This window comes from Sutcliffiella horikoshii, from assembly GCF_019931755.1.
GTDB classification, from domain to species: Bacteria; Bacillota; Bacilli; order Bacillales; family Bacillaceae_I; genus Sutcliffiella_A; species Sutcliffiella_A horikoshii_E.
Genome location: NZ_CP082918.1, coordinates 3,316,896 through 3,336,199, shown reverse-complemented (window position 1 = coordinate 3,336,199; position 19,304 = coordinate 3,316,896). Strand labels below are relative to the sequence as shown.

The window sequence follows — 19,304 nt, the reverse complement described above, 5'->3', positions numbered from 1 at the left end:
TATGAAGCCATGGGTGACAAGGGATTTTAATGAAACAGTCAAAGATGAGAGCAAAGAAAAGATCCGGCCAAGGCAATATTTAAAAGCTATGAAAAAAGCGTGAAAACGTCCCAAGAGATTAAGATCTTGGGACGTGGTTTTAGGTTGCGTTAGCGATTTTGTTCACTAATAAAAAAGGTTTGCCTCTATTTAGAAGGCAAACCTTTTGTTCGTTTTATTGTTTATTTTCTTTTTCCTCAGTTGCTGCGGTTTGTTCGATTGAGGCTGCAGCTTCTTCGTGTATCCATTTTTCTTTTAGGTCTTCTTCGTCATCAGAATAATTGGTTGAAGTGTCTTCTTCTAACTCTTCCGAATCAAGTTTTTCCTCGACGTGATCTGTTTCTTCTTCAAACAGTGCGTTATCATCTTCCACAGTAAACTGACTGACTTCTTCTTGAAGTTCATTGGCAATATCCGATAAGGAGATTGCTGCTTCGTTGACTTGTTCGATTGCAATTATTTGGTGTTCGCTTGAAGCACTTACCTGTTCGGAAGTTGCGGCTGCCTCTTCGGAAATATAATGTACTTCTGATAATTTTTCTTCCAGCTGTTTGTTTGATTCTGTTACATGGACAATTGCTTCCTGCACATCATCTACTTTATGGTTTATCTCCATGACATTTCCGGCAATTTTTTCAAAAGATGTTTTCGTTTGATTGACGGATTCCTGTTGGAGATCCCTGTATTCATTGAATTGTAGTGCATCGTCTGAAAGCTTGCCCATTTGCTTGCCCATTTCTGTTACTAACTTTTTAATGGACAATGCTTCATGTTTGGAGCGTTCAGCCAATTTTCTAACCTCTTGTGCCACCACTGCAAAACCTCTGCCGGCTTCACCTGCACGTGCAGATTCGATTGCAGCATTCAGTGCAAGAAGGTCCGTGTTTTCTGCAATTTCCTGGATGGTGCCAACGATGGAATTAATTTGTTGTGACTGCTTTGTAGCTTGTTGCACTCGTTCTGTTAGATGGTTGGCAAGTTCAAGGAATTGTTCGGAAGAGTTATATAAATCCTTTACCACTGTTAGCCCATCTTCTCCCATTGTTCTTGCATGATCGGCCTTTGTCTTAATGTCGATACTCAATTGGTTTGCCTGTTCTACTGCAGCTTTCACTCGCTTCAGGATATCCGTACTTTCATCGAGATGAAGTGCCTGTTCACTTGAACCAATGGCCACTTGTTTTATGGCCTCGTTCACTTCTGTGGATTGGGCAGTCGTCTCTTCTGAAATCGCGGCAAGGTTTTGTGAGGAGGACTGCAGCTTATCTGTCGCTTCCATCACTTTTAAAAGTGAAACTTGCACCTTTTCGGCCATTGCATTGAAGGTTACCGCTAAGTCCGCCATTTCATCTTTCGTTGTGATAGGTACCCTGTAGGCGAAATTGCCTTCTCCGATTTTTGATGCACCATCCTTTAACGAACGAATAGAGGAGGCTATTTTTCTATTTAAGAAATAGCCAGTGGTGCTTAAGAAAACCAAAAGTAGTACGCTAATTATTAGTGTTAGCAACATGATCGTCTGCAATTTCTGATTTGCTTCTGCTTGTATGGTAGACTGCAAATCTGTTACCGCAGCTTCTACTTCATTCACACTTTGCTCCACGCCATTACTTATTTCTTCAAAATTCCTAACGAAGCCGTAAGAGGAATTGTAGTTATTGTATAAATCTGTCATAGCCTGAACGTATGGGTTGTAAAGCTCCAAAAGTCCGTTCTTTTGTGAATCGGGCAAATCGGTTTCAGCCAATTGCTCTTTGAACGTTTCGGAACTTTTCATAAAATCTCTATATCTTGCTTCTTGTTTTGTGGCTAAGTATTGTTGTTCATATAATCGAAGGTTCATCAATGTTGCATTTAATTCTTCCCGATTGGCACCGCGCACATTGATAACCAAATTTCGAACGTTTCCGTTCATTTCTCCTTGAAGTCCTGTAAACTCTGTATAACCTATTTCTTTATATAATTCTTCTAGTGGTACAAATTCGGTCAAATAGTTAGTAGCTGCTGCTTCGATTTGTTCAAATCGAGTGGCAATTTCCTCATATTCTGCGAATTGTTGTTGCAACCTGGATGCATCCTGCTTAATGTTTTCCAAGTTTTCTTTTATTGCAACGGATGTTTCGTCACTTGGTATTCTTAAAAACTCTTGTTCATTCTTTCGAGTATCTGAAAAAGCGAACTTAATTTCTTTGCTTCCATTTACCGCTTCAAACAACGCTGCTTCTTGCTCTTTTTCAGCAGATTGCGTAAAGTAGAAAAAGAAATTGAATAATAGTACAATGATCAGTCCTGTAATGGCAGTCAATAAAATAAATCTAACTCTACCTCTAATAGTTTTCATGTTACCCCCCTAAAACATAAAAGACTTTCGAATTTTATATGTTTTGTTAAAAGTCTGATATTTTAAAGTAATTATAGACATAATTCTACAAAATTCACAACAACCTTTTAACAAAAGCTTGAATATCTACTAGTATATATCGACAACGATTCGGTATTATTAATGTAAAGCAGGTAGGAAATATATAAGGAGAGAGTGAGAATATGAGATCTTTTCTACATAAAAAAGGAGTATCACTATCGCCAAGGGTTTACTTTATTGATGGTCTGAGCTTTATGGCGCTCGGGCTGTTCTCCTCGCTGATCATCGGTCTGATTATCAAAACGATCGGGGATCAGGCAGGATGGACATTCTTCACAGACATGGGTATCTTGGCAATGAGTTTGATGGGCCCGGCGATAGGGGCAGCTGTAGCCTATGGTTTGAAGGCGCCTCCATTGGTGCTGTTTTCTGCCCTTATTGCAGGAGCTGCCGGTGCTCAATTAGGGGGACCTGCAGGAAGTTTCGTTGCAGCTTTATTGGCAACGGAAGTGGGGAAGATGGTTTCAAAAGAGACGAAAGTGGATATTTTAGTTACGCCATTTGTAACGATAACGACGGGATTCCTTGTTGCAACCTTTATTGGTCCTCCGATTAATGCTGGCATGAATTCACTAGGCTCTTTAATCATGTGGGCCACTGAACAGCAGCCAATAGTGATGGGGATTTTGGTAGCGGTTCTGATGGGGTGGGCTTTGACAGCACCTATATCAAGTGCGGCCATTGCTTTGATGTTGGGACTTGAAGGCATTGCAGCGGGGGCGGCAACCATTGGATGTGCAGCTCAAATGGTTGGATTTGCAGTAAGCAGTTATCGCGAAAATAAAATGGCAGGTCTGCTGGCGTTAGGAATAGGTACTTCCATGCTGCAAGTGCCAAATGTTATCAGAAATCCGCTGATCATCATCCCGCCTACCATTGCGGGTATGATATTTGCTCCACTCGGTACGACAATATTTCAAATGACAAATGTAAAAGAAGGGGCTGGGATGGGGACGAGCGGATTGGTTGGTCAGATTATGACTTTTACGGCTATGGGGTTCTCTGTGTCCGTTCTTATTAAAGTCGTGTTACTTCACATTTTAGGTCCTGCTGTGGTAAGTTTAGCAATATCTGAATGGATGAGAAAGAAAGCTTTCATTAAAGAAGGCGATATGAAAATAAATATTGGAGGGTGATGTTTTGATGGAAAAGCTACAATCCTTGGAGCAATTCAACCAATTAAAAAGTGAGAAAAATGTGGTGTTTATGTTTTCTGCGGACTGGTGTCCGGACTGCCGCGTCATTGAACCAGTTTTGCCTGAAATCATGGAGAAGTTTAATGAATATACGTTTATTTACGTGGATAGAGATGAATTTATTGATCTTTGTGCTGAATTGAGCGTATTTGGAATTCCGAGCTTTGTTGGTTTTAAAAAGGGAGAAGAAGCAGGCCGATTTGTGAGCAAAGACCGTAAAACGCAAGAAGAAATTGAAGCATTTGTTGCTTCGTTATAATTCACAAAGGAGCAGGCAATCACGGTGTCCCGTGGGTGCCTGCTCCTCTTCTTTTACTTAGTTCTTTTTCTTTTTACCTTTTTTACTACCATCATTTCCATCATTGATGAACAGCTTACCGTCTGCAATTGCACGAGTCACATTACCGAAGTCATCAGATACTTTAACCTCGATTTCTGCTCCACTTGCCACGACGCTAGAAGTAGCAGTCCAATATCCTACATAATAGCCAGGAGATTGTTCCATCAATGGAAGTTCAACTGCATTGCTTACTGTGTTGTTTACATCGTTTCCTTGCATCATCATGGAAGCATTTGTTAATGGCATACGGATAGAGAATGTAGCACGAAGGCCTTCTTCACTGTTGAATTCAATCTTCACAGATTCACCGGCGCTTAAGTGCTTATCTTCTTCTGGCTTCAGGTTGGTGATTTCAGGCGCATCGTAGTTAGCATAAACCGTTACATCTTGTCGTTTACGGTTGCCGGCTAAGTCCTGAGCAACAACACGAATGTTATTTTCTCCATTTTCAAGCATTACTCTTAGAGAGTATGTGCCATCTTCAACAGAAGCTTTCTTTCCGTTGACTTTTACAAAATCAAGATTTTCATCTGCTACAGTTCCTGTTACAGTAACTGTTTCACGGTTCGTTTTGGAACCATCTTCAGGGCTAGTAATGGCAAGCTCAGGTTTGTCCTGATCAAGAACAACTGTTACAGGTGCAGATTCTTCTGTCTCGCCTGTTTCAGTGGAAGATTTAGCTGTTAACACGTTTTCTCCGTTAGCAAGCTCAATATCCACTGCAAACGTTCCTTCTTCAGAAGCTGTAGCTGTTGCAACTTCTTCGCCGTTGTTCATTACATGAACCGTTGTTGTCGGGGATGCGTTACCTTCCACCGTTACAGTCGATTCATTTGTGTAAGTTCCATCAGCAGGAGAAGTAATGGTAGGTGCTGTTACTTCAAAGTTAACCAATGCACGGATCATGTAGTTCCCTTCTTCCTCAGGGGCAGGAGACCATGCACCACCTACATATTGCCAGCTGCGGCCAGCGTTTGGTCCATCTTCATCAGTTCCAAGTCCAGGAGCATTCGGATTTGGTTGAGACTGGATGTAAACCATGTAGAAGTCTTGATCTACAATGATTCCATGCTCAGCTAAGTCAACTGTCGTCCATTCGCCTGTACGAAGTGCTGTTCCATCAAATGGTCCAGCAAGCTTGGATCCAGGAGCTCCATCAGTACCAGATGCATCCCAAACCTCTACTTTAAAGTCTGTACCACCAGGAGTTGGCCATGTAGTATCCCAGAATCGGAATAATCCACCAGTGACAAGTGCACTGTTTTGACCTTCAGGTAGGGACATTTTTACTGCCCAACCGTTTCCGGCATCGTAGAAAGCACGGGCATTTTCAGCAGTGCCATCGTCATAGCTGATTTCACCAGGATATCCGATGAATGGGCGTAATTCGATGTCAAGTTCTGTTGTAGCGTCTCCTTCAATGGAAATCTCCACATTTTCACTGTAATAAGAAGGAGCCATAACACGTAGCGTGTAGTCGCCTTCATAAGCAGTAATAGAGAAGTTTCCGTTCTCATCAGTTGTTACAGGTGCAATAGCTGCATCTTCAACAAGCATCAAGGTTGCGTTGGCAACAGGTTCACCTGTAGCGCTGTTTGTTACCGTACCAGTAACGGTTCCTTTTGCAATTTCGTCTAAGACGAAGTTTGCAGTAGCCTCACCGTCAGGAGCGATTTCAACTGTTTGTTGAGCTGGATGATATCCATAAGCTGCAGCTTCTACAGTGAATGTGCCTGCAGCATGTAAAAGCTCGTAATAGCCGTTCGCGGGATTTGTGTTAACAGAACGGTTTGTTTCCAATACAGTCACTTGAGCATGTAATGGAAGTGCCGCCGGGTTAACCTCATCTTTCACAGCTTCTTCTTTTTCAGGAGTAGCAACCGGATGAATTTTATCAGGATTTACTTGCTCCTCTTTTACTTCAACTTTCTCTTCTTTCGTTACTTCAAGCTGAGTGGAAGCAGACTCTGTTGCATTAGATTCTGCAGATAATGCTACATCGTCAATGTACCAGCCAGGTCGTACAACACTTCCGTCAGTTGTTACATTGAAGCCGATATAAATTCGCTGTCCAGCATATTCAGAAAGGTCGACTTCGCGTGCTTGCCATTCTGTAGTTGCACCGTCAAAGCGCAATAACTGAGTCCAGTTTTCTTGGTCTGTGGATACAAACACATGACCAAAATCATATCGAGTTTCAAGGTTATGCCAATTCATGAACTGCAAGTAAGCCGGGCTGTCAGCAGGAAGATCAACAGGAGGCATTACTAGTGTCATGTTTGCGCTATTACCATAGTTATCCGCAAGATTTGTAGCAAATACTTTTTCGCCTGAGTTTGCGGATTCAGGGCCACTTGTTGGTACACCCCATTCCCAAACGTCATTAGCTCCGAAAGAATACCAACCTACAGGATCTGATTCAAAATCAGTAGAATACCCTAGTGTAATACCTGGTTGAACACTTACTTCGTACGTATCAGATGTTACTTCATTGCCACCGAAGTCAACAATGTGCCAACGATAAGATACGGAAGGTTCATCAATGTCATCACCAGGAATGGATGCTGTGTAAGTAGCGTCATTGTAAGAGCCAGATGCACGCTCTGCAGCAAGGTCAACCCACTCACCAGCAGTGTTTTGATATTGCAGTGTTACAGAAGAAATACTTACATTATCCTGAACGTGAATGCTTAGAGGCAAATTCATGCCAGCATAAGTTTCAGCAGGTGCTGTATGTTCAAAAGTTGGAGCTTCGCTATCTTCTCCATCCTTTGCAACTTGCCCTTTGATTTTTCCAAGACCGGAAATGATGGAAGATACAGCATCAAATGCATTGATGATACCATGGCCATATCCGTTGTTTGGAGAGTCAGGGAAGTTGGAATCTGTTCTTTCCGTTGCAGTAGTCATTAAGATTTCCTCAATGTCTGCCACAGTCAAGTTAGAGTTAACTTGCTTTAGTAATGCAACCACACCAGCTACGTGCGGGCTTGCCATGGAAGTTCCACTAGCAGCGCCATACTCGTTTCCAGGGAAGGAAGAACGAACTCCAACTCCAGGTGCGGATACTTCAGGCTTGATTTCATCGTAAGGAGATGGACCTTGTAAAGAGAAGCTAGCAAGGTTCATGTTTACATCCGTTGCACCAGTTGCAAAAGATTCTGGATAGTTACCAGGTGTGGAAACAGATCCAGGACCACCAGGGTTTCCGATACGCGTATTTCCAGCTGCGAATGCAGGGAAGATATCAGCTGCAACCCATGCTTGAACCATTGGACGGTACCACTCATCTAAACCAGGTCCGCCGCCCCAAGAGTTGTTAACAACGTCCGGAGCCATTGCAGGGTTTGGAGTTCCGCTAGCATCTTTAGGAGCTAGAATCCATTCACCAGCTGCAAGAAGGGCAACGTCCGTACCACCGGATGGAGTAAATGCTTTAACGCCGATCCATTTTGCTCCAGGAGCAACACCAACTTGGTTGGATCCGTTCGGCTCAGCACCGACCATCGTACCTGTTACGTGCGTACCGTGACCGTCATCATCGTAAGGAGTGGATTGGTTTGCAGGAGTAGCATCAAACCAGTTGTACTCATGGTTTGCACTACCGCCATTGTAGCCGCGATATTTTTCCATTAATGCCGGGTGATCCCACTGAACACCAGTATCAATGCTTGCAACTACAGTGCCTTGACCGTCAACACCCATTTCCCATGCTTGAGGAGCACCGATTTGGGCAACGCCCCACTCAATGTTCTCAAGGCCTGCAGCAGGCTTTTCTTCTACTTCAATTTCAGTTGTAGCAGCTGCTTCTGCCGCTGGGTCTAACTGACGTACTTCGTTTGGTAGAAGCTTTTCGATTTCTGGGAATCTAGCAAGCTCTTCCATTACTTCTTTCGTAGCAGTAACGGCCATACCGTTTACTACATAGAAGGATTGGATGTCCTTTGCTTTTCCATCTGCTACCGCTTTTTCAAGATACTCTTTTACATTTGCTTGGGTTTCGATTGATGTTGCTCTTAACTCAGAGACAACAGCATTACGTTTCATCAGTTTTTCTTGTCCAGCAGAAGCTTTTTGTGCCTTTGCTGCTTCCACAGCTTTAGCAGCTACTGCCTGCGTATCTACCTGTTCTTTAAATTTGATAAGGAAGGTAACCTTTTCCCCATCTTTGGAAAACTGGGTCGATAAGCGATCCGTTATTTTACTTGCCATCACTTCTTTAGATTCACCCAAAGAGACGGAAGCTTTGGTCCCTTGTGCAGAAGCTGTACCAGGGATAAAGCTTGGGGCGATCAGTAATAAACACATAATGATACTGAATACTCTAGCAAAATTACGTTTGTTCTTCCTACTCATTCAACATCCCCCTTTAAAATTAAATACAAAAAAACCGATGAATCTCCCCCCTTTTCCTTTAGAAAATGTCTACCTGCCAATTGAGAAGGTAGAGTCTTGCGCTATGTAGGAGTAATCTCGGTGACAATTAAAGATTAATAAAGTGTGTAGAAGAATAGTGTCGAAATAAGAGGAAAAGTATCAGAATATTCTAAAAATAGTCCGTTAGTAAGAGACACGTTTTTCAATATAGGGAATTGGTAGAGGTTGGATAAAAAGTGACAAAACGAAGTAAAATTGTAAAATAATTCTATGTAATAAGGGTTAACGTTATATATAGTCATTATTTAACAGAGGGATGGTTAATAGTGGGAATGTCCTAGAAGCCTCCAATATTTTACACTCTACTGAAAAACAAGCAAAATCTACTAGCCTCTCTATTCCTAAAAGAATAAAGGATGTCAATTTGAGCACTAAGTTTCAGACAATCAACAGGTGTTTAAGGCCTTTTGGAGGATGAAGTACAGGTAGAAAGGGGTATGTAGTCAATAAGTAAAGAAAATGAAGATGGAACATGACATGTTAGACTTCTTTTTATAAAACAGACTTCGACAATTACATTCTTTCATTGATTTGTTGTACAATAAAGGGTAAGCAATAGAGAGAAAGGATTGTTTCTCATGGAAAAAATGACAGTACTTAAAATTAAAAGATTAATGGAAGAGAAATTATCCCATCCAAACTGGGTATTTACATATGATCGAGAAAAAGAATCCTTACGGGTTGAAGATAAGGAAACGCAAAAGGGAATCTCTATCTCACTGCAGGGTGTGCTATCAAAATACGAACAATCAAATGATTTAAATGCGATTGAAGAATATGTGTATTATGTCAAAGAAGCTCTAACAAGCATGAAGATGCCTGTTCAATTGAATGGTGCGGAACGCCATATCTATCCTGTTATCCGCTCTACCTCATTTCCAACGACAAGTAATGACATTCCGTTGGTTTATGATGACCATACAGCGGAAACTAGAATTTACTATGCGGTAGATTTGGGAAAGTCCTATAAATTAATTGATGAGCAACTTCTTCAAAGAGAGAATTTAACCAAGAACACCATTAAAGAAATGGCCATGTTTAATGTTAGATCGCTTCCGACAAATATGAAAGAAGATGTGGTCGCAGGAAATACCTTTTATTTTGTTCGTTCCAATGATGGATACGATGCAAGCAGAATATTAAACGACTCTTTCTTAGATTCCTTTAAGAAGCAAGTATCTGGAACGATGACTGTATCTGTTCCTCATCAGGATGTTTTGATACTTTCAGATATTCAAAACGAAGTAGGCTATGATATCCTTGCCGAACTGACCATGAGCTTTTTCGTAAACGGCAAAATCCCGATAACCGCCCTGTCCTTCCTTTATGAAGAAGGAGAACTAGAACCAATATTCATCCTGGGAAAAGACAACAAAAAAAATAAATAAGTAAGTAAATATATACCCCCAGTTGACTGAAGTGCAAGGTGTGAGACTCCAGCGGGGGAGAAAAGGTTGGTTGAGACCCCGCAACGAAGTGAGGAGGCTCAAGCACCTTCCCGCAGAAAGCGAACACCTGGAACGCAAGGAAACTGGAAGTCAAAGCTACTCTTATCTTATATAAGAAAGGAAGAAAAACATGACCATTAACGTGTACTATAACCAAGAAGGCATAGGCGACACACTACTAATCTACATAAAAGAAATCAATTTAAACAATCGAATGGTAGAAAAAACCGGAGACATTGCGAAGATTATAGATAAAGAAACAAAAGAAATAGCAGGATACAACCTTTTCAATGCATCCAAATATGTAGCAGTCAACGACTTCAAAGGCCCAGTTAACCTGACAGAAGACCTGATTGCAGAACTTAATAAAGCGTTGAACGAAAATGGTGTAAAGGAAACACTTAATCCCGACCTCAGCCCCAAATTTGTCGTAGGACATGTGACGGAAAAGGAGAAACACCCAAATGCAGACAAACTAAGCGTATGTAAAGTGGATGTAGGGACAGAAGTACTTCAGATTGTTTGTGGTGCCCCCAATGTGGATAGCGGGCAATATGTCGTAGTGGCAAAGGTCGGAGCAGTGATGCCTAGCGGACTTGTCATTAAAGATGCAGAACTGAGAGGCGTTGCATCCTCAGGAATGATTTGTTCGGCGAAAGAACTCGATCTTCCCGACGCACCGGCTGAAAAAGGCATCCTTGTTTTAGAAGCTGGAAAATATGAAGCGGGACAACCGTTTTTAAGTTAATTCCGAGATGCCTTTTATTTTTCACCACTAGATGCTCTCTAGTGGTTTTTTGCCTACTGAACCTGTTAAAAAGCAGGTTACGAACAACAAAGAAAGAGTGTGATGAATGTGAACTGGTTTAAAAAGCTGTTTGCTCAGCTAAGTGACGAGGAAGAAAGAACCATTGAGCAAGATTACGCTAAGAAACCGGAAAATAAGCAAAAACAACTAACAGCAAAAGTCGCTTATCAGTATCCTACAGGGAAATTTCGCTTTCCTCTTATACCAGATGAAGGTAAAAAAGAACAACAGCCAAGACAGGAAAAAAGAAAAAAGTCAAAAGTTCAACAACCCAGTAAACCGGCAGAAAAAACCAAGGCTGAATCTATAAAAGTAGAACAAGAAAAAGCAGCGACTGAAGAGCCAGTGAAAAAGCAAGAACCGACAAAGAAAAAAATCACGCCTAGAGCCTTTGAAAAAGTAACAAATAAAAATAAACAACCTTTCCATCCTACTGAAGTGGTGTCCCCGATTTATGGATATAAATCACGACCATTTCCGGAAAAGAAAGAAGAATATATACCTGAGATCGAGCTGCTCAGTAGAGAATCAATTTCAAATGAAATAGCTGAACTGAGTCCACTTGAAGGCTACTCTAGTGCAAATTTTGAAGAAATTACGTACAAAGATGAATCAAAGGTACAGGCTTTTAGTGATGAGTTAATAGAAGAAGAAAATGATTCTTCAGGAGACATCATGGAAGACGAAAATCCAATAACTTCATTGATAGACAGTGCTATTAACGAAGTACAATTGGTAAAAGAAGATGAAAAAGAAGAAATAACAGAAATAGAAGAAATAACAGAAATAGAAGATATAAAAGCTTTTGAGGAAAAAGAAGAAATTGTGGAAGTTAACGAAGTTGAAGAAGATGCTACTGCTTATCAACAGGAATCCGCAGCAACTCTAGAGTACAGCGAGCCTATAGAGAAACCGAAAGAAAAGCAAAACACGGAAGTGAACAGAACTAAGGAGACTTCCTCCAAACAGAACATACCGTTTAATGTCATTATGCTTAAACAGGATAAACGTTCATTAGAAAGAAAACAGCAAATATCTTCCAAAGAAGAAGTGACGCAACCGTATTACAGAAAACCGCCTATTACAATGCTTGCCATCCCACCACAGCATTCTCAAGGAGACCAGGACTGGGTAGAAGCGCAAAAGCAATTGCTGGATGAAACTTTACATCATTTCAGGGTCGGTGCGAAAGTGGTAAAAGCAACACAAGGGCCATCTGTTACCCAATTTGAAGTGCAGCCAGAGCCTGGAGTAAAGGTAAACAAAATCACCAACTTAAGTGATGACATTAAATTGAGTCTGTCAGCACGGGATATACGTATGGAGGCGCCTATTCCAGGGAAAAACACGATTGGAATAGAAGTGCCGAATCGTGTAAGCAAGCCTGTATTTATTAGAGAAATTATTCGACATCCATCTTTTATACAAAATACTTCACCCTTGACTGTAGCTTTAGGGTTGGATATTTCAGGTCAACCTGTTGTCTTGGACTTACAGAAAATGCCGCACGGATTGATTGCCGGTGCTACGGGATCCGGAAAAAGTGTTTGTGTGAACTCTATCATTATGAGTTTGTTGTACAAAAGTACACCAGATGAAGTGAAACTTTTATTGATTGATCCAAAAATGGTGGAACTTACACCTTACAACCATATTCCCCATCTCGTAAGCCCGGTTATCACAGATGTAAAGGCAGCAACGGCTGCGTTGAAATGGGCAGTGGAAGAGATGGAGCGCCGTTATGAGTTGTTTGTTCATGCAGGCGTTAGAGACATTGCAAAATACAATGAAACGGCGAAAAAGCATAACCAAGAAACATTGCCATATATGGTCATTATCATAGATGAATTGGCCGACCTGATGATGGTTGCTCCAAGTGATGTAGAGGAAGCAATCTGTCGGATTGCCCAAAAAGCACGTGCCTGCGGGATGCATTTACTGATTGCCACTCAGCGTCCTTCCGTTGATGTTATTACAGGGCTGATTAAGGCTAATATTCCTACAAGGATTGCCTTCTCTGTTTCATCTCAAGTCGATTCCAGGACTATCATAGATATCGGAGGGGCCGAGCGTCTTCTTGGGCGAGGTGATATGCTGCTTCTTGAAAATGGCGCTCCGAAACCGATTAGGGTACAAGGAAACTTCGTATCAGATGAGGAGATAGAGAGAGCGGTTGCTCATGTACGTAAAGAACAAAAGCCCAATTATTTGTTTGAACAAAGCGAATTGCTAAAAGATAGCACCATACAAGAGGAAGATGAGCTCTTTATAGAAGCATGCCAATATGTAATTGATCAAAATGGGGCATCCACTTCCAGTTTGCAAAGAAGATTCCGTATCGGCTATAACAGGGCCGCCCGCCTTATTGATATGATGCAGGCTCATGGTGTGATATCAGGTCCAAAGGGTAGTAAACCAAGAGATGTACTTGTTTCAGAGGAGGAGCTTGTCAGTATGCAAGATTCTGACTTTTAATGCTCCTTGACTGAAGTTGTTGTAAATGGATACAATCTTCTATTATTATTAATACTAGTAAACAATAGGAGTCGGCATATCCGGCAAGACAGTAACCCGAAAACAGGGTCTTAAGGAGCTTTTAAGAGGATGAAAGAAATTGAGTTGAAGCTGCAAGGAAAAATTAAAAGGCTGACCAATCGCACGTTCAAATTTGACGAGCGTGTAAAAGAAGGATGGTTCTCAGCTGTATATTTTTTAAAAACACGAGAAATCGTGAGAGAGTTTAAACCAGATAATATTGTGACGATGCAATTTTTTCAAAAAGATCATGCAGTGCTATGCGGTACAGATGAAGTCATTGCATTGATCAAGACTTTCGCTGATGATCCGGAATCACTTGAGATTTATTCCTTAAAGGATGGGGACAAAATTGCGCCGTTTGAAACGGTTATGACTATAACAGGCCCTTATCAGAATTTTGGATTTTTAGAAGGAGTAATTGATGGGATTCTGGCCAGAAGAACGTCGGTGTCTACGAATGTTTATAATGTAGTGAAAGCTGCAGGGCAAAAGCCAGTCATTTTCATGGGAGATCGTGATGATCATTATACGCAACAAGCCGGAGACGGATATGCCGCGCATATCGGAGGCTCCACAGCGCAAGCAACCCATGCAATGAATGAATGGTGGGGGAAAAAAGGGATGGGTACCATGCCGCATGCCCTCATCCAGCTATTCAATGGGGATGTTGTAGAGGCTTCTAAAGCTTACCATTCGAAGTTCCCCGAGGATGAACTGTTGGTGCTTGTAGACTATAACAATGATGTCATTACAGATGCATTGAGAGTGGCAAGAGAATTCGGTGATAAGCTGAAGGGAGTACGGGTCGATACATCCAGAACGATGATCGATCAGCATTTCATCCGCCATCAGGATGTACTGGGAACCTTTGACCCACGAGGGGTAAATGCCCCGCTTGTTTTCGCACTGCGTGAAGCATTGGATAAAGAAGGTTTCCAACATGTGAAGATTGTGGTAAGCGGTGGTTTCAGTGAGCAACGCATCAGGGAATTCGAAGAGCAGAACGTGCCGGTCGATATTTATGGTGTGGGTGGAAGCCTGCTGAAAATCCATATAGGCTTTACTGGAGATAACGTTGTGTTAAACGGGGAACCTCAAGCGAAAGCCGGAAGAAAATACCGCTTCAATGAACGACTAGAAAAAGTGGATTAGAGTATAGCAGTAAGTGATTTATGGAGAAACTGGTAGGAGAAAGATCTATCAGTTTTTTCCTATGAATTTCCGATTCATGACGGTACGGTAGAGGAAATTTCGAATTAGTGCTATAATAGGTCGTTGTTAAGAAAAGTCTTTTCTACATATGGTTTGAATCCTTAAACTTAAGGGAATAAGGGAATTAGCATTTTTAGACGCTAATCATATAATGGATTATCTATGCGGAGAAAACTACGTTTGGTACAAAAATAAAAACTATTATTCAGTTCGTTTGCAGAAAGATAAGCGAATTATATATAGATAAATGTTGGAGGTTTTTTCATGACCATTTATCATTTTGTTGGTATTAAAGGATCAGGAATGAGTGCCCTTGCCGGAATATTGGACGATATGCACTTTCAAGTACAAGGTTCAGATATTGAAAAGAGGTTCTTTACACAAAAGGGTCTCGAAGAAAAAGGGATCGCCATCCTTCCTTTTGATAAGGACAATATTAAGGAAGATATGACGGTTATTGCCGGTAATGCATTTCCTGACACACATGAGGAGATAGAAGCGGCAAAAGAACTTAACATACCAGTTATTCGCTATCCGCAATTCCTGGGTCAGTTTATGGAGAAGTACACCAGTATTGCCGTTACGGGAGCACACGGAAAGACTTCTACAACTGGATTGCTCTCCCATGTCATTCAAGGAGCAAAGCCTACTTCATATCTTATTGGAGATGGCACTGGCCGTGGGGTAGAAGATAGTGAATATTTTGTATTTGAAGCATGTGAGTACAAGAGACACTTCTTGTCTTACTATCCTGATTACACGATCATGACAAACATCGACTTCGATCACCCGGATTATTTCGGCAGTATCGATGATGTATTCTCCGCATTCCAGGAGATGGCTATGCAAGTGAAAAAGGGAATCATCGCTTGTGGAGATGATGAATATCTGCAAAAAATCCAAGCAAAAGTTCCCGTGATTTACTACGGCTTTGGCGAAGAAAATGATTTTCAAGCACGTCACGTGGAAAAGTCGACAGAAGGTACCACATTTGATGTATATGTACGAAACAACCATTATGCTACATTTAAAATCAATGGGTATGGTGACCACAACATCATGAACTCCTTGGCTGTCATCGCGCTATGTCACTACGAGGAAATACCTGTAGAAGTGATTCAAAGCCAGTTGCTTACATTTGAAGGAGTTAAACGTAGATTTTCCGAAAAAGTAATAGGCTCTCAAGTATTGATTGATGATTATGCGCATCACCCAACGGAGATCCGTGCAACTATTGATGCAGCCAACCAGAAATATCCTGAACGCGACGTGATTGCTGTATTTCAACCGCATACCTTTACAAGAACTCAAACATTCTTAAATGAATTTGCGGAAAGCTTAAGCGGAGCGGATCATGTTTACCTATGTGATATTTTCGGTTCTGCCCGCGAGAATCAAGGGAAGCTCACAATCAATGATCTGCTCGAGAAAATAGACCGTGCAGAAATTTTGACAGAAGAAGGAACTGCATTGTTGTCTAAGCATGAGAATAGCGTCATTATTTTCATGGGAGCCGGTGATGTCACCAAGTTCCAAGAAGCATATGAGAAATCCCTTCAACACGAAGTGGAATAGTAATGTATAAAAGAACCGGCTTTCCTTCAGGTAGAGGGGAAGCCGGTTTTTTATTTTGGCGAATGGAAATGAAGACCTCAGTAGCATGAAAACGGGTAGAGAGAGGTCTTGAGAAGGGTTATGAAGACTTCAGTAGCGTGAAAACGGGTAGAGAGAGGTCTTGAAAAGAGGTATGAAGACTTCAGTTACGTGAAAATGGATAGTGAGAGGTCTTGAGAAGAGGTATGAAGACTTCAGTTGCGTGAAAACGGGTAGAGAGAGGTCTTGAGAAGAGTTATGAAGACTTCAGTAGCGCAAAAATAGATAGAGAGAGGTCTTGAATAGGGTGCAAAGCATTAAAGATGTCTAACGCAACAATTAAAAAACCACCCACAATTCACTTGCGGATGGTTCAAACTATACCTTACTTCAAATTCTCCGGATTTAATCCCTCAAGCTCTGAAACAACAAACTTCCCATCTTTTCTGATCAATACATCATCAAAATAGATTTCTCCTCCGCCATATTCAGGACGTTGAATCATTACCATATCCCAATGAATATCAGAGTTGTTGCCGTTCCAAGCATCCTCATATGCCTGACCAGGTGTGAAATGGAAGCTTCCGTCAATCTTTTCGTCAAATAAGATATCCTGCATTGGATGTTGAATATAAGGGTTAACACCGATTGCAAACTCTCCGATAAAACGTGCACCTTCATCTGTATCGAAAATTTTATTGATACGGTCGGAATCATTGGCTGTTGCTTCCACGATTTTTCCGTCGCGGAAAGTCAATTTTACATTTTCATATGTGAAGCCCTGGTATGGAGATGGTGTATTGTAAGTAATTGTACCGTTAACAGAATCCTTAACAGGTGCAGTGTATACCTCACCGTCAGGAATATTCATTTCACCTGCGCATTTAATGGCAGGAATATCTTTAATGGAGAATGTTAGATCTGTTCCTTCTCCTGTGATTCTGACCTTGTCGGCTTTATTCATCAACTCAACAAGAGCATCCATCGCATTGCTCATTTTCCCATAATCAAGATTACATACATCGAAATAGAAGTTCTCAAAACCTTCCGTGCTCATTTTTGCAAGCTGTGCCATGCTGGCATTCGGATAGCGCAGAACCACCCATTTTGTTTTTGGAACACGGATGTCACGGTGAACTTTCTTTCCAACCGTGCTGCCCTGGATTTTTTGTTTGTCATCAGGAACATCGGACAATTCAGCGATGTTGTCGCCAGAACGAAGTCCGATATAGGCATCCATGTTTTTCATGACATTTGCTTCAAAATCTGCTTTCATGCTATATTGTTCTTCTTGAGCTCCCATTAAAAGGGCGCGGTCTACCTGAACATCTTTTAATGAAACGAATGGATATCCGCCAGCTTTATAAGCTTCATCGACAAGTGCTACTACAAGTTCTCTTTGCAGTCCAAAGTTTTCGATTAATACCTTCTCGCCTTTTTGAAGACGAACAGAATAGTTGATTAAATTTTTTGCAAGTGTTTGAATCCGAGGATCCTTCATTGTTTTGCCCCCTATGAAAATGGTTATGTATCATCATTATTGTAACCGATTACGCGTATTTTGTTGAATTTTTTGTCTAAAAATATTAGTAATATTTTTTAAATTTCTTTTAATTTTTGAAGGGATTTTCCTTTTGTCCTAGAATAAAACAGAGTATAGAATGTTTAAACTGTAGTATGTGGGGTAAATAGTAAGTATGTACGTCAGCAGCCAGGAGGTGTCGCGTTGAGTGAATTGCTTTACATTAGCGCAATTATTGTAGCTATTGCTTTTTTAATATTGGTTATATTTGTTTCGAAAACACTTCTTTCCGTGCAAGGCACTTTAAATCAAGTTGCCGGTACATTAGGTGGTATTGAAAAACAGATGCAAGGGATCACATCCGAGACAGAGCAGATCCTACATAAAACCAATGTATTAATGGACGACATTCAAGATAAGTCGCAACAACTTAATACGGTTGTAACTGCTGTAAAGGATGTTGGAACTTCCATTCAAGGATTTAATCATTCCGTATCACGTTTATCTAATAATGTTGCACATCAACTAGATCAAAACCAGGATAAGGTGTCGCAAGTTGTTCAATGGTCTAATGTGGCCATGGAAATTGTCGACAAATGGAATGAGAGAAAACAGAAAAACAAAATCAACAAAATTTGAGGAGGAATCGGAAATGAGCGAAGAGAACAAGAAAGAGATGAACACGAACACTGACGGTATTAACACGAAAGACTTTTTAATCGGTACATTAATTGGTGGAATTGTGGGAGCTACAACTGCATTGTTCCTGGCTCCTAAATCCGGTAGAGAGCTTCGTGAAGATATCACGGACCAGGCGACTCAATTAAAAGAAAGAACGGATAACTGGAAGGTTCAAGCTACTGAATATACAACTGAGTTAGCTGAAACTGCAAAAGATAAGAAAAACCAATTGACTAAAGCCATTACGGATCAAACACAACAAGTGATGGATAAAGTAAAACAATTGCGCGAAAAAAATGGCGATATATCCATGGAACTGCAAGAGCAGGTTCAAGATATCATTTCAGAAGCCGCTACTGCAATTGAAACGGAATCTGATGAAATGACAGATGAAGTGAAAAAGCGCCTTGAAGATACAAAAGCTGCGTTAGAAGACGTAGAGAAAAAGCTATCTGCAAGCGAAGAAGACAAAGAAGAAAAATAAACAATCTCATAACTTGAGAATAAAACGGCGAAGTGGTATGATAACTTCGCCGTTTTTAATTTCCTGAGAGATTTATAGCTGTTGATTGGAGCAAAAGGCGAAGACTCCTGCGGGGGATAGCGGCAATGTTGAGACCCCGCAACGAAGTGAGGAGGCTCAAGGTCGCCCCGCGGAAAGCGAAGCCATTTGCGGAAATCAATAGCGGTGTCAGCAGACAATTCTTAATAACAAGCAGAAAAGGGTGTAGAAATATGAGCAAAACCAACGTACAATCTGTAGAAGAGTTCGATCAAATCGTCCAAGAAAATGAGACCTTTTTATTCTTCAAAAACAGCACAACATGTCCAATCAGCCATGCAGCATTTGAAGAATTCGAAAACTTTGTAGCAGAACAAAACCAGGTTCCATGCTATTATCTAAATGTCCAAGAAGCTAGACCGCTCTCCAATCATATCGCGGAGACATTTGATATAAAGCATGAATCCCCACAAGCGTTATTATTTAAAGACGGAAAAGTTGCTTGGAGTGCAACCCACTGGAAGATTACCTATTCTTCTCTTCAAGAGAACGTAAAATAAAACGAA

The 19,304-nt window shown here is 41.1% G+C and carries 13 protein-coding genes; 10 read left to right on the top strand and 3 right to left on the bottom strand.

Annotated features, from left to right (window positions below; translation table 11 throughout):
* Positions 1-214: 214 nt before the first annotated feature.
* Positions 215-2,380, bottom strand: coding sequence for a methyl-accepting chemotaxis protein (locus K7887_RS17000; RefSeq protein WP_223490766.1), 2,166 nt, complete (start codon positions 2,378-2,380; stop codon positions 215-217).
* Positions 2,381-2,583: 203 nt separating this feature from the next.
* Here K7887_RS17000 and K7887_RS16995 point away from each other — a divergent pair, with 203 nt between their 5' ends.
* Both K7887_RS16995 and K7887_RS16990 read left to right on the top strand, forming a co-directional pair.
* A complete protein-coding gene (locus K7887_RS16995; RefSeq protein ID WP_223490765.1) occupies positions 2,584-3,597 on the top strand; it encodes a PTS sugar transporter subunit IIC in 1,014 nt (337 codons plus the stop codon).
* 7 nt (positions 3,598-3,604) lie between these two features.
* Positions 3,605-3,916 carry a thioredoxin family protein gene (locus K7887_RS16990; RefSeq protein ID WP_223493683.1) on the top strand — a complete coding sequence of 104 codons (312 nt, stop codon included), beginning with the start codon at positions 3,605-3,607 and terminating at the stop codon, positions 3,914-3,916.
* A gap of 57 nt (positions 3,917-3,973) precedes the next feature.
* On the opposite strand, the gene K7887_RS16985 is transcribed toward K7887_RS16990, so the two are convergent.
* The gene (locus K7887_RS16985) at positions 3,974-8,353 is read right to left on the bottom strand and encodes a S8 family peptidase (protein ID WP_223490764.1); all 4,380 of its coding nucleotides are present in this window, start codon (positions 8,351-8,353) and stop codon (positions 3,974-3,976) included.
* A gap of 659 nt (positions 8,354-9,012) precedes the next feature.
* On the opposite strand from K7887_RS16985, the gene K7887_RS16980 reads away from it, so the two are divergent.
* From K7887_RS16980 to murC, 5 genes are all read left to right on the top strand, one after another.
* Positions 9,013-9,822, top strand: coding sequence for a DUF1444 domain-containing protein (locus K7887_RS16980; RefSeq protein WP_223490763.1), 810 nt, complete (start codon positions 9,013-9,015; stop codon positions 9,820-9,822).
* A gap of 196 nt (positions 9,823-10,018) precedes the next feature.
* A complete protein-coding gene (gene ytpR, locus K7887_RS16975; protein WP_223493682.1) occupies positions 10,019-10,630 on the top strand; it encodes a YtpR family tRNA-binding protein in 612 nt (203 codons plus the stop codon).
* A gap of 108 nt (positions 10,631-10,738) precedes the next feature.
* Positions 10,739-13,165, top strand: a complete 2,427-nt coding sequence (locus K7887_RS16970; protein ID WP_223490762.1) for a DNA translocase FtsK — start codon at positions 10,739-10,741, stop codon at positions 13,163-13,165.
* Between the two features lie 129 nt (positions 13,166-13,294).
* Positions 13,295-14,380, top strand: a complete 1,086-nt coding sequence (locus tag K7887_RS16965) for a nicotinate phosphoribosyltransferase (RefSeq protein ID WP_223490761.1) — start codon at positions 13,295-13,297, stop codon at positions 14,378-14,380.
* 324 nt (positions 14,381-14,704) lie between these two features.
* Positions 14,705-16,015, top strand: a complete 1,311-nt coding sequence (gene murC, locus K7887_RS16960; RefSeq protein ID WP_223490760.1) for a UDP-N-acetylmuramate--L-alanine ligase — start codon at positions 14,705-14,707, stop codon at positions 16,013-16,015.
* A gap of 403 nt (positions 16,016-16,418) precedes the next feature.
* On the opposite strand, the gene K7887_RS16955 is transcribed toward murC, so the two are convergent.
* The gene (locus tag K7887_RS16955) at positions 16,419-17,534 is read right to left on the bottom strand and encodes an aminopeptidase (protein WP_223490758.1); all 1,116 of its coding nucleotides are present in this window, start codon (positions 17,532-17,534) and stop codon (positions 16,419-16,421) included.
* A 225-nt stretch (positions 17,535-17,759) separates the two neighbouring features.
* Here K7887_RS16955 and K7887_RS16950 point away from each other — a divergent pair, with 225 nt between their 5' ends.
* The 3 genes from K7887_RS16950 to ytxJ all read left to right on the top strand — a co-directional run bounded on the left by K7887_RS16950 (position 17,760) and on the right by ytxJ (position 19,298).
* Positions 17,760-18,194, top strand: a complete 435-nt coding sequence (locus K7887_RS16950; protein WP_010195430.1) for a DUF948 domain-containing protein — start codon at positions 17,760-17,762, stop codon at positions 18,192-18,194.
* A gap of 13 nt (positions 18,195-18,207) precedes the next feature.
* Complete coding sequence (locus K7887_RS16945; RefSeq protein WP_223490756.1) at positions 18,208-18,720, top strand: YtxH domain-containing protein; 513 nt, start codon at positions 18,208-18,210, stop codon at positions 18,718-18,720.
* A gap of 251 nt (positions 18,721-18,971) precedes the next feature.
* Complete coding sequence (ytxJ, locus tag K7887_RS16940; protein ID WP_223490754.1) at positions 18,972-19,298, top strand: bacillithiol system redox-active protein YtxJ; 327 nt, start codon at positions 18,972-18,974, stop codon at positions 19,296-19,298.
* Positions 19,299-19,304: the final 6 nt, after the last annotated feature.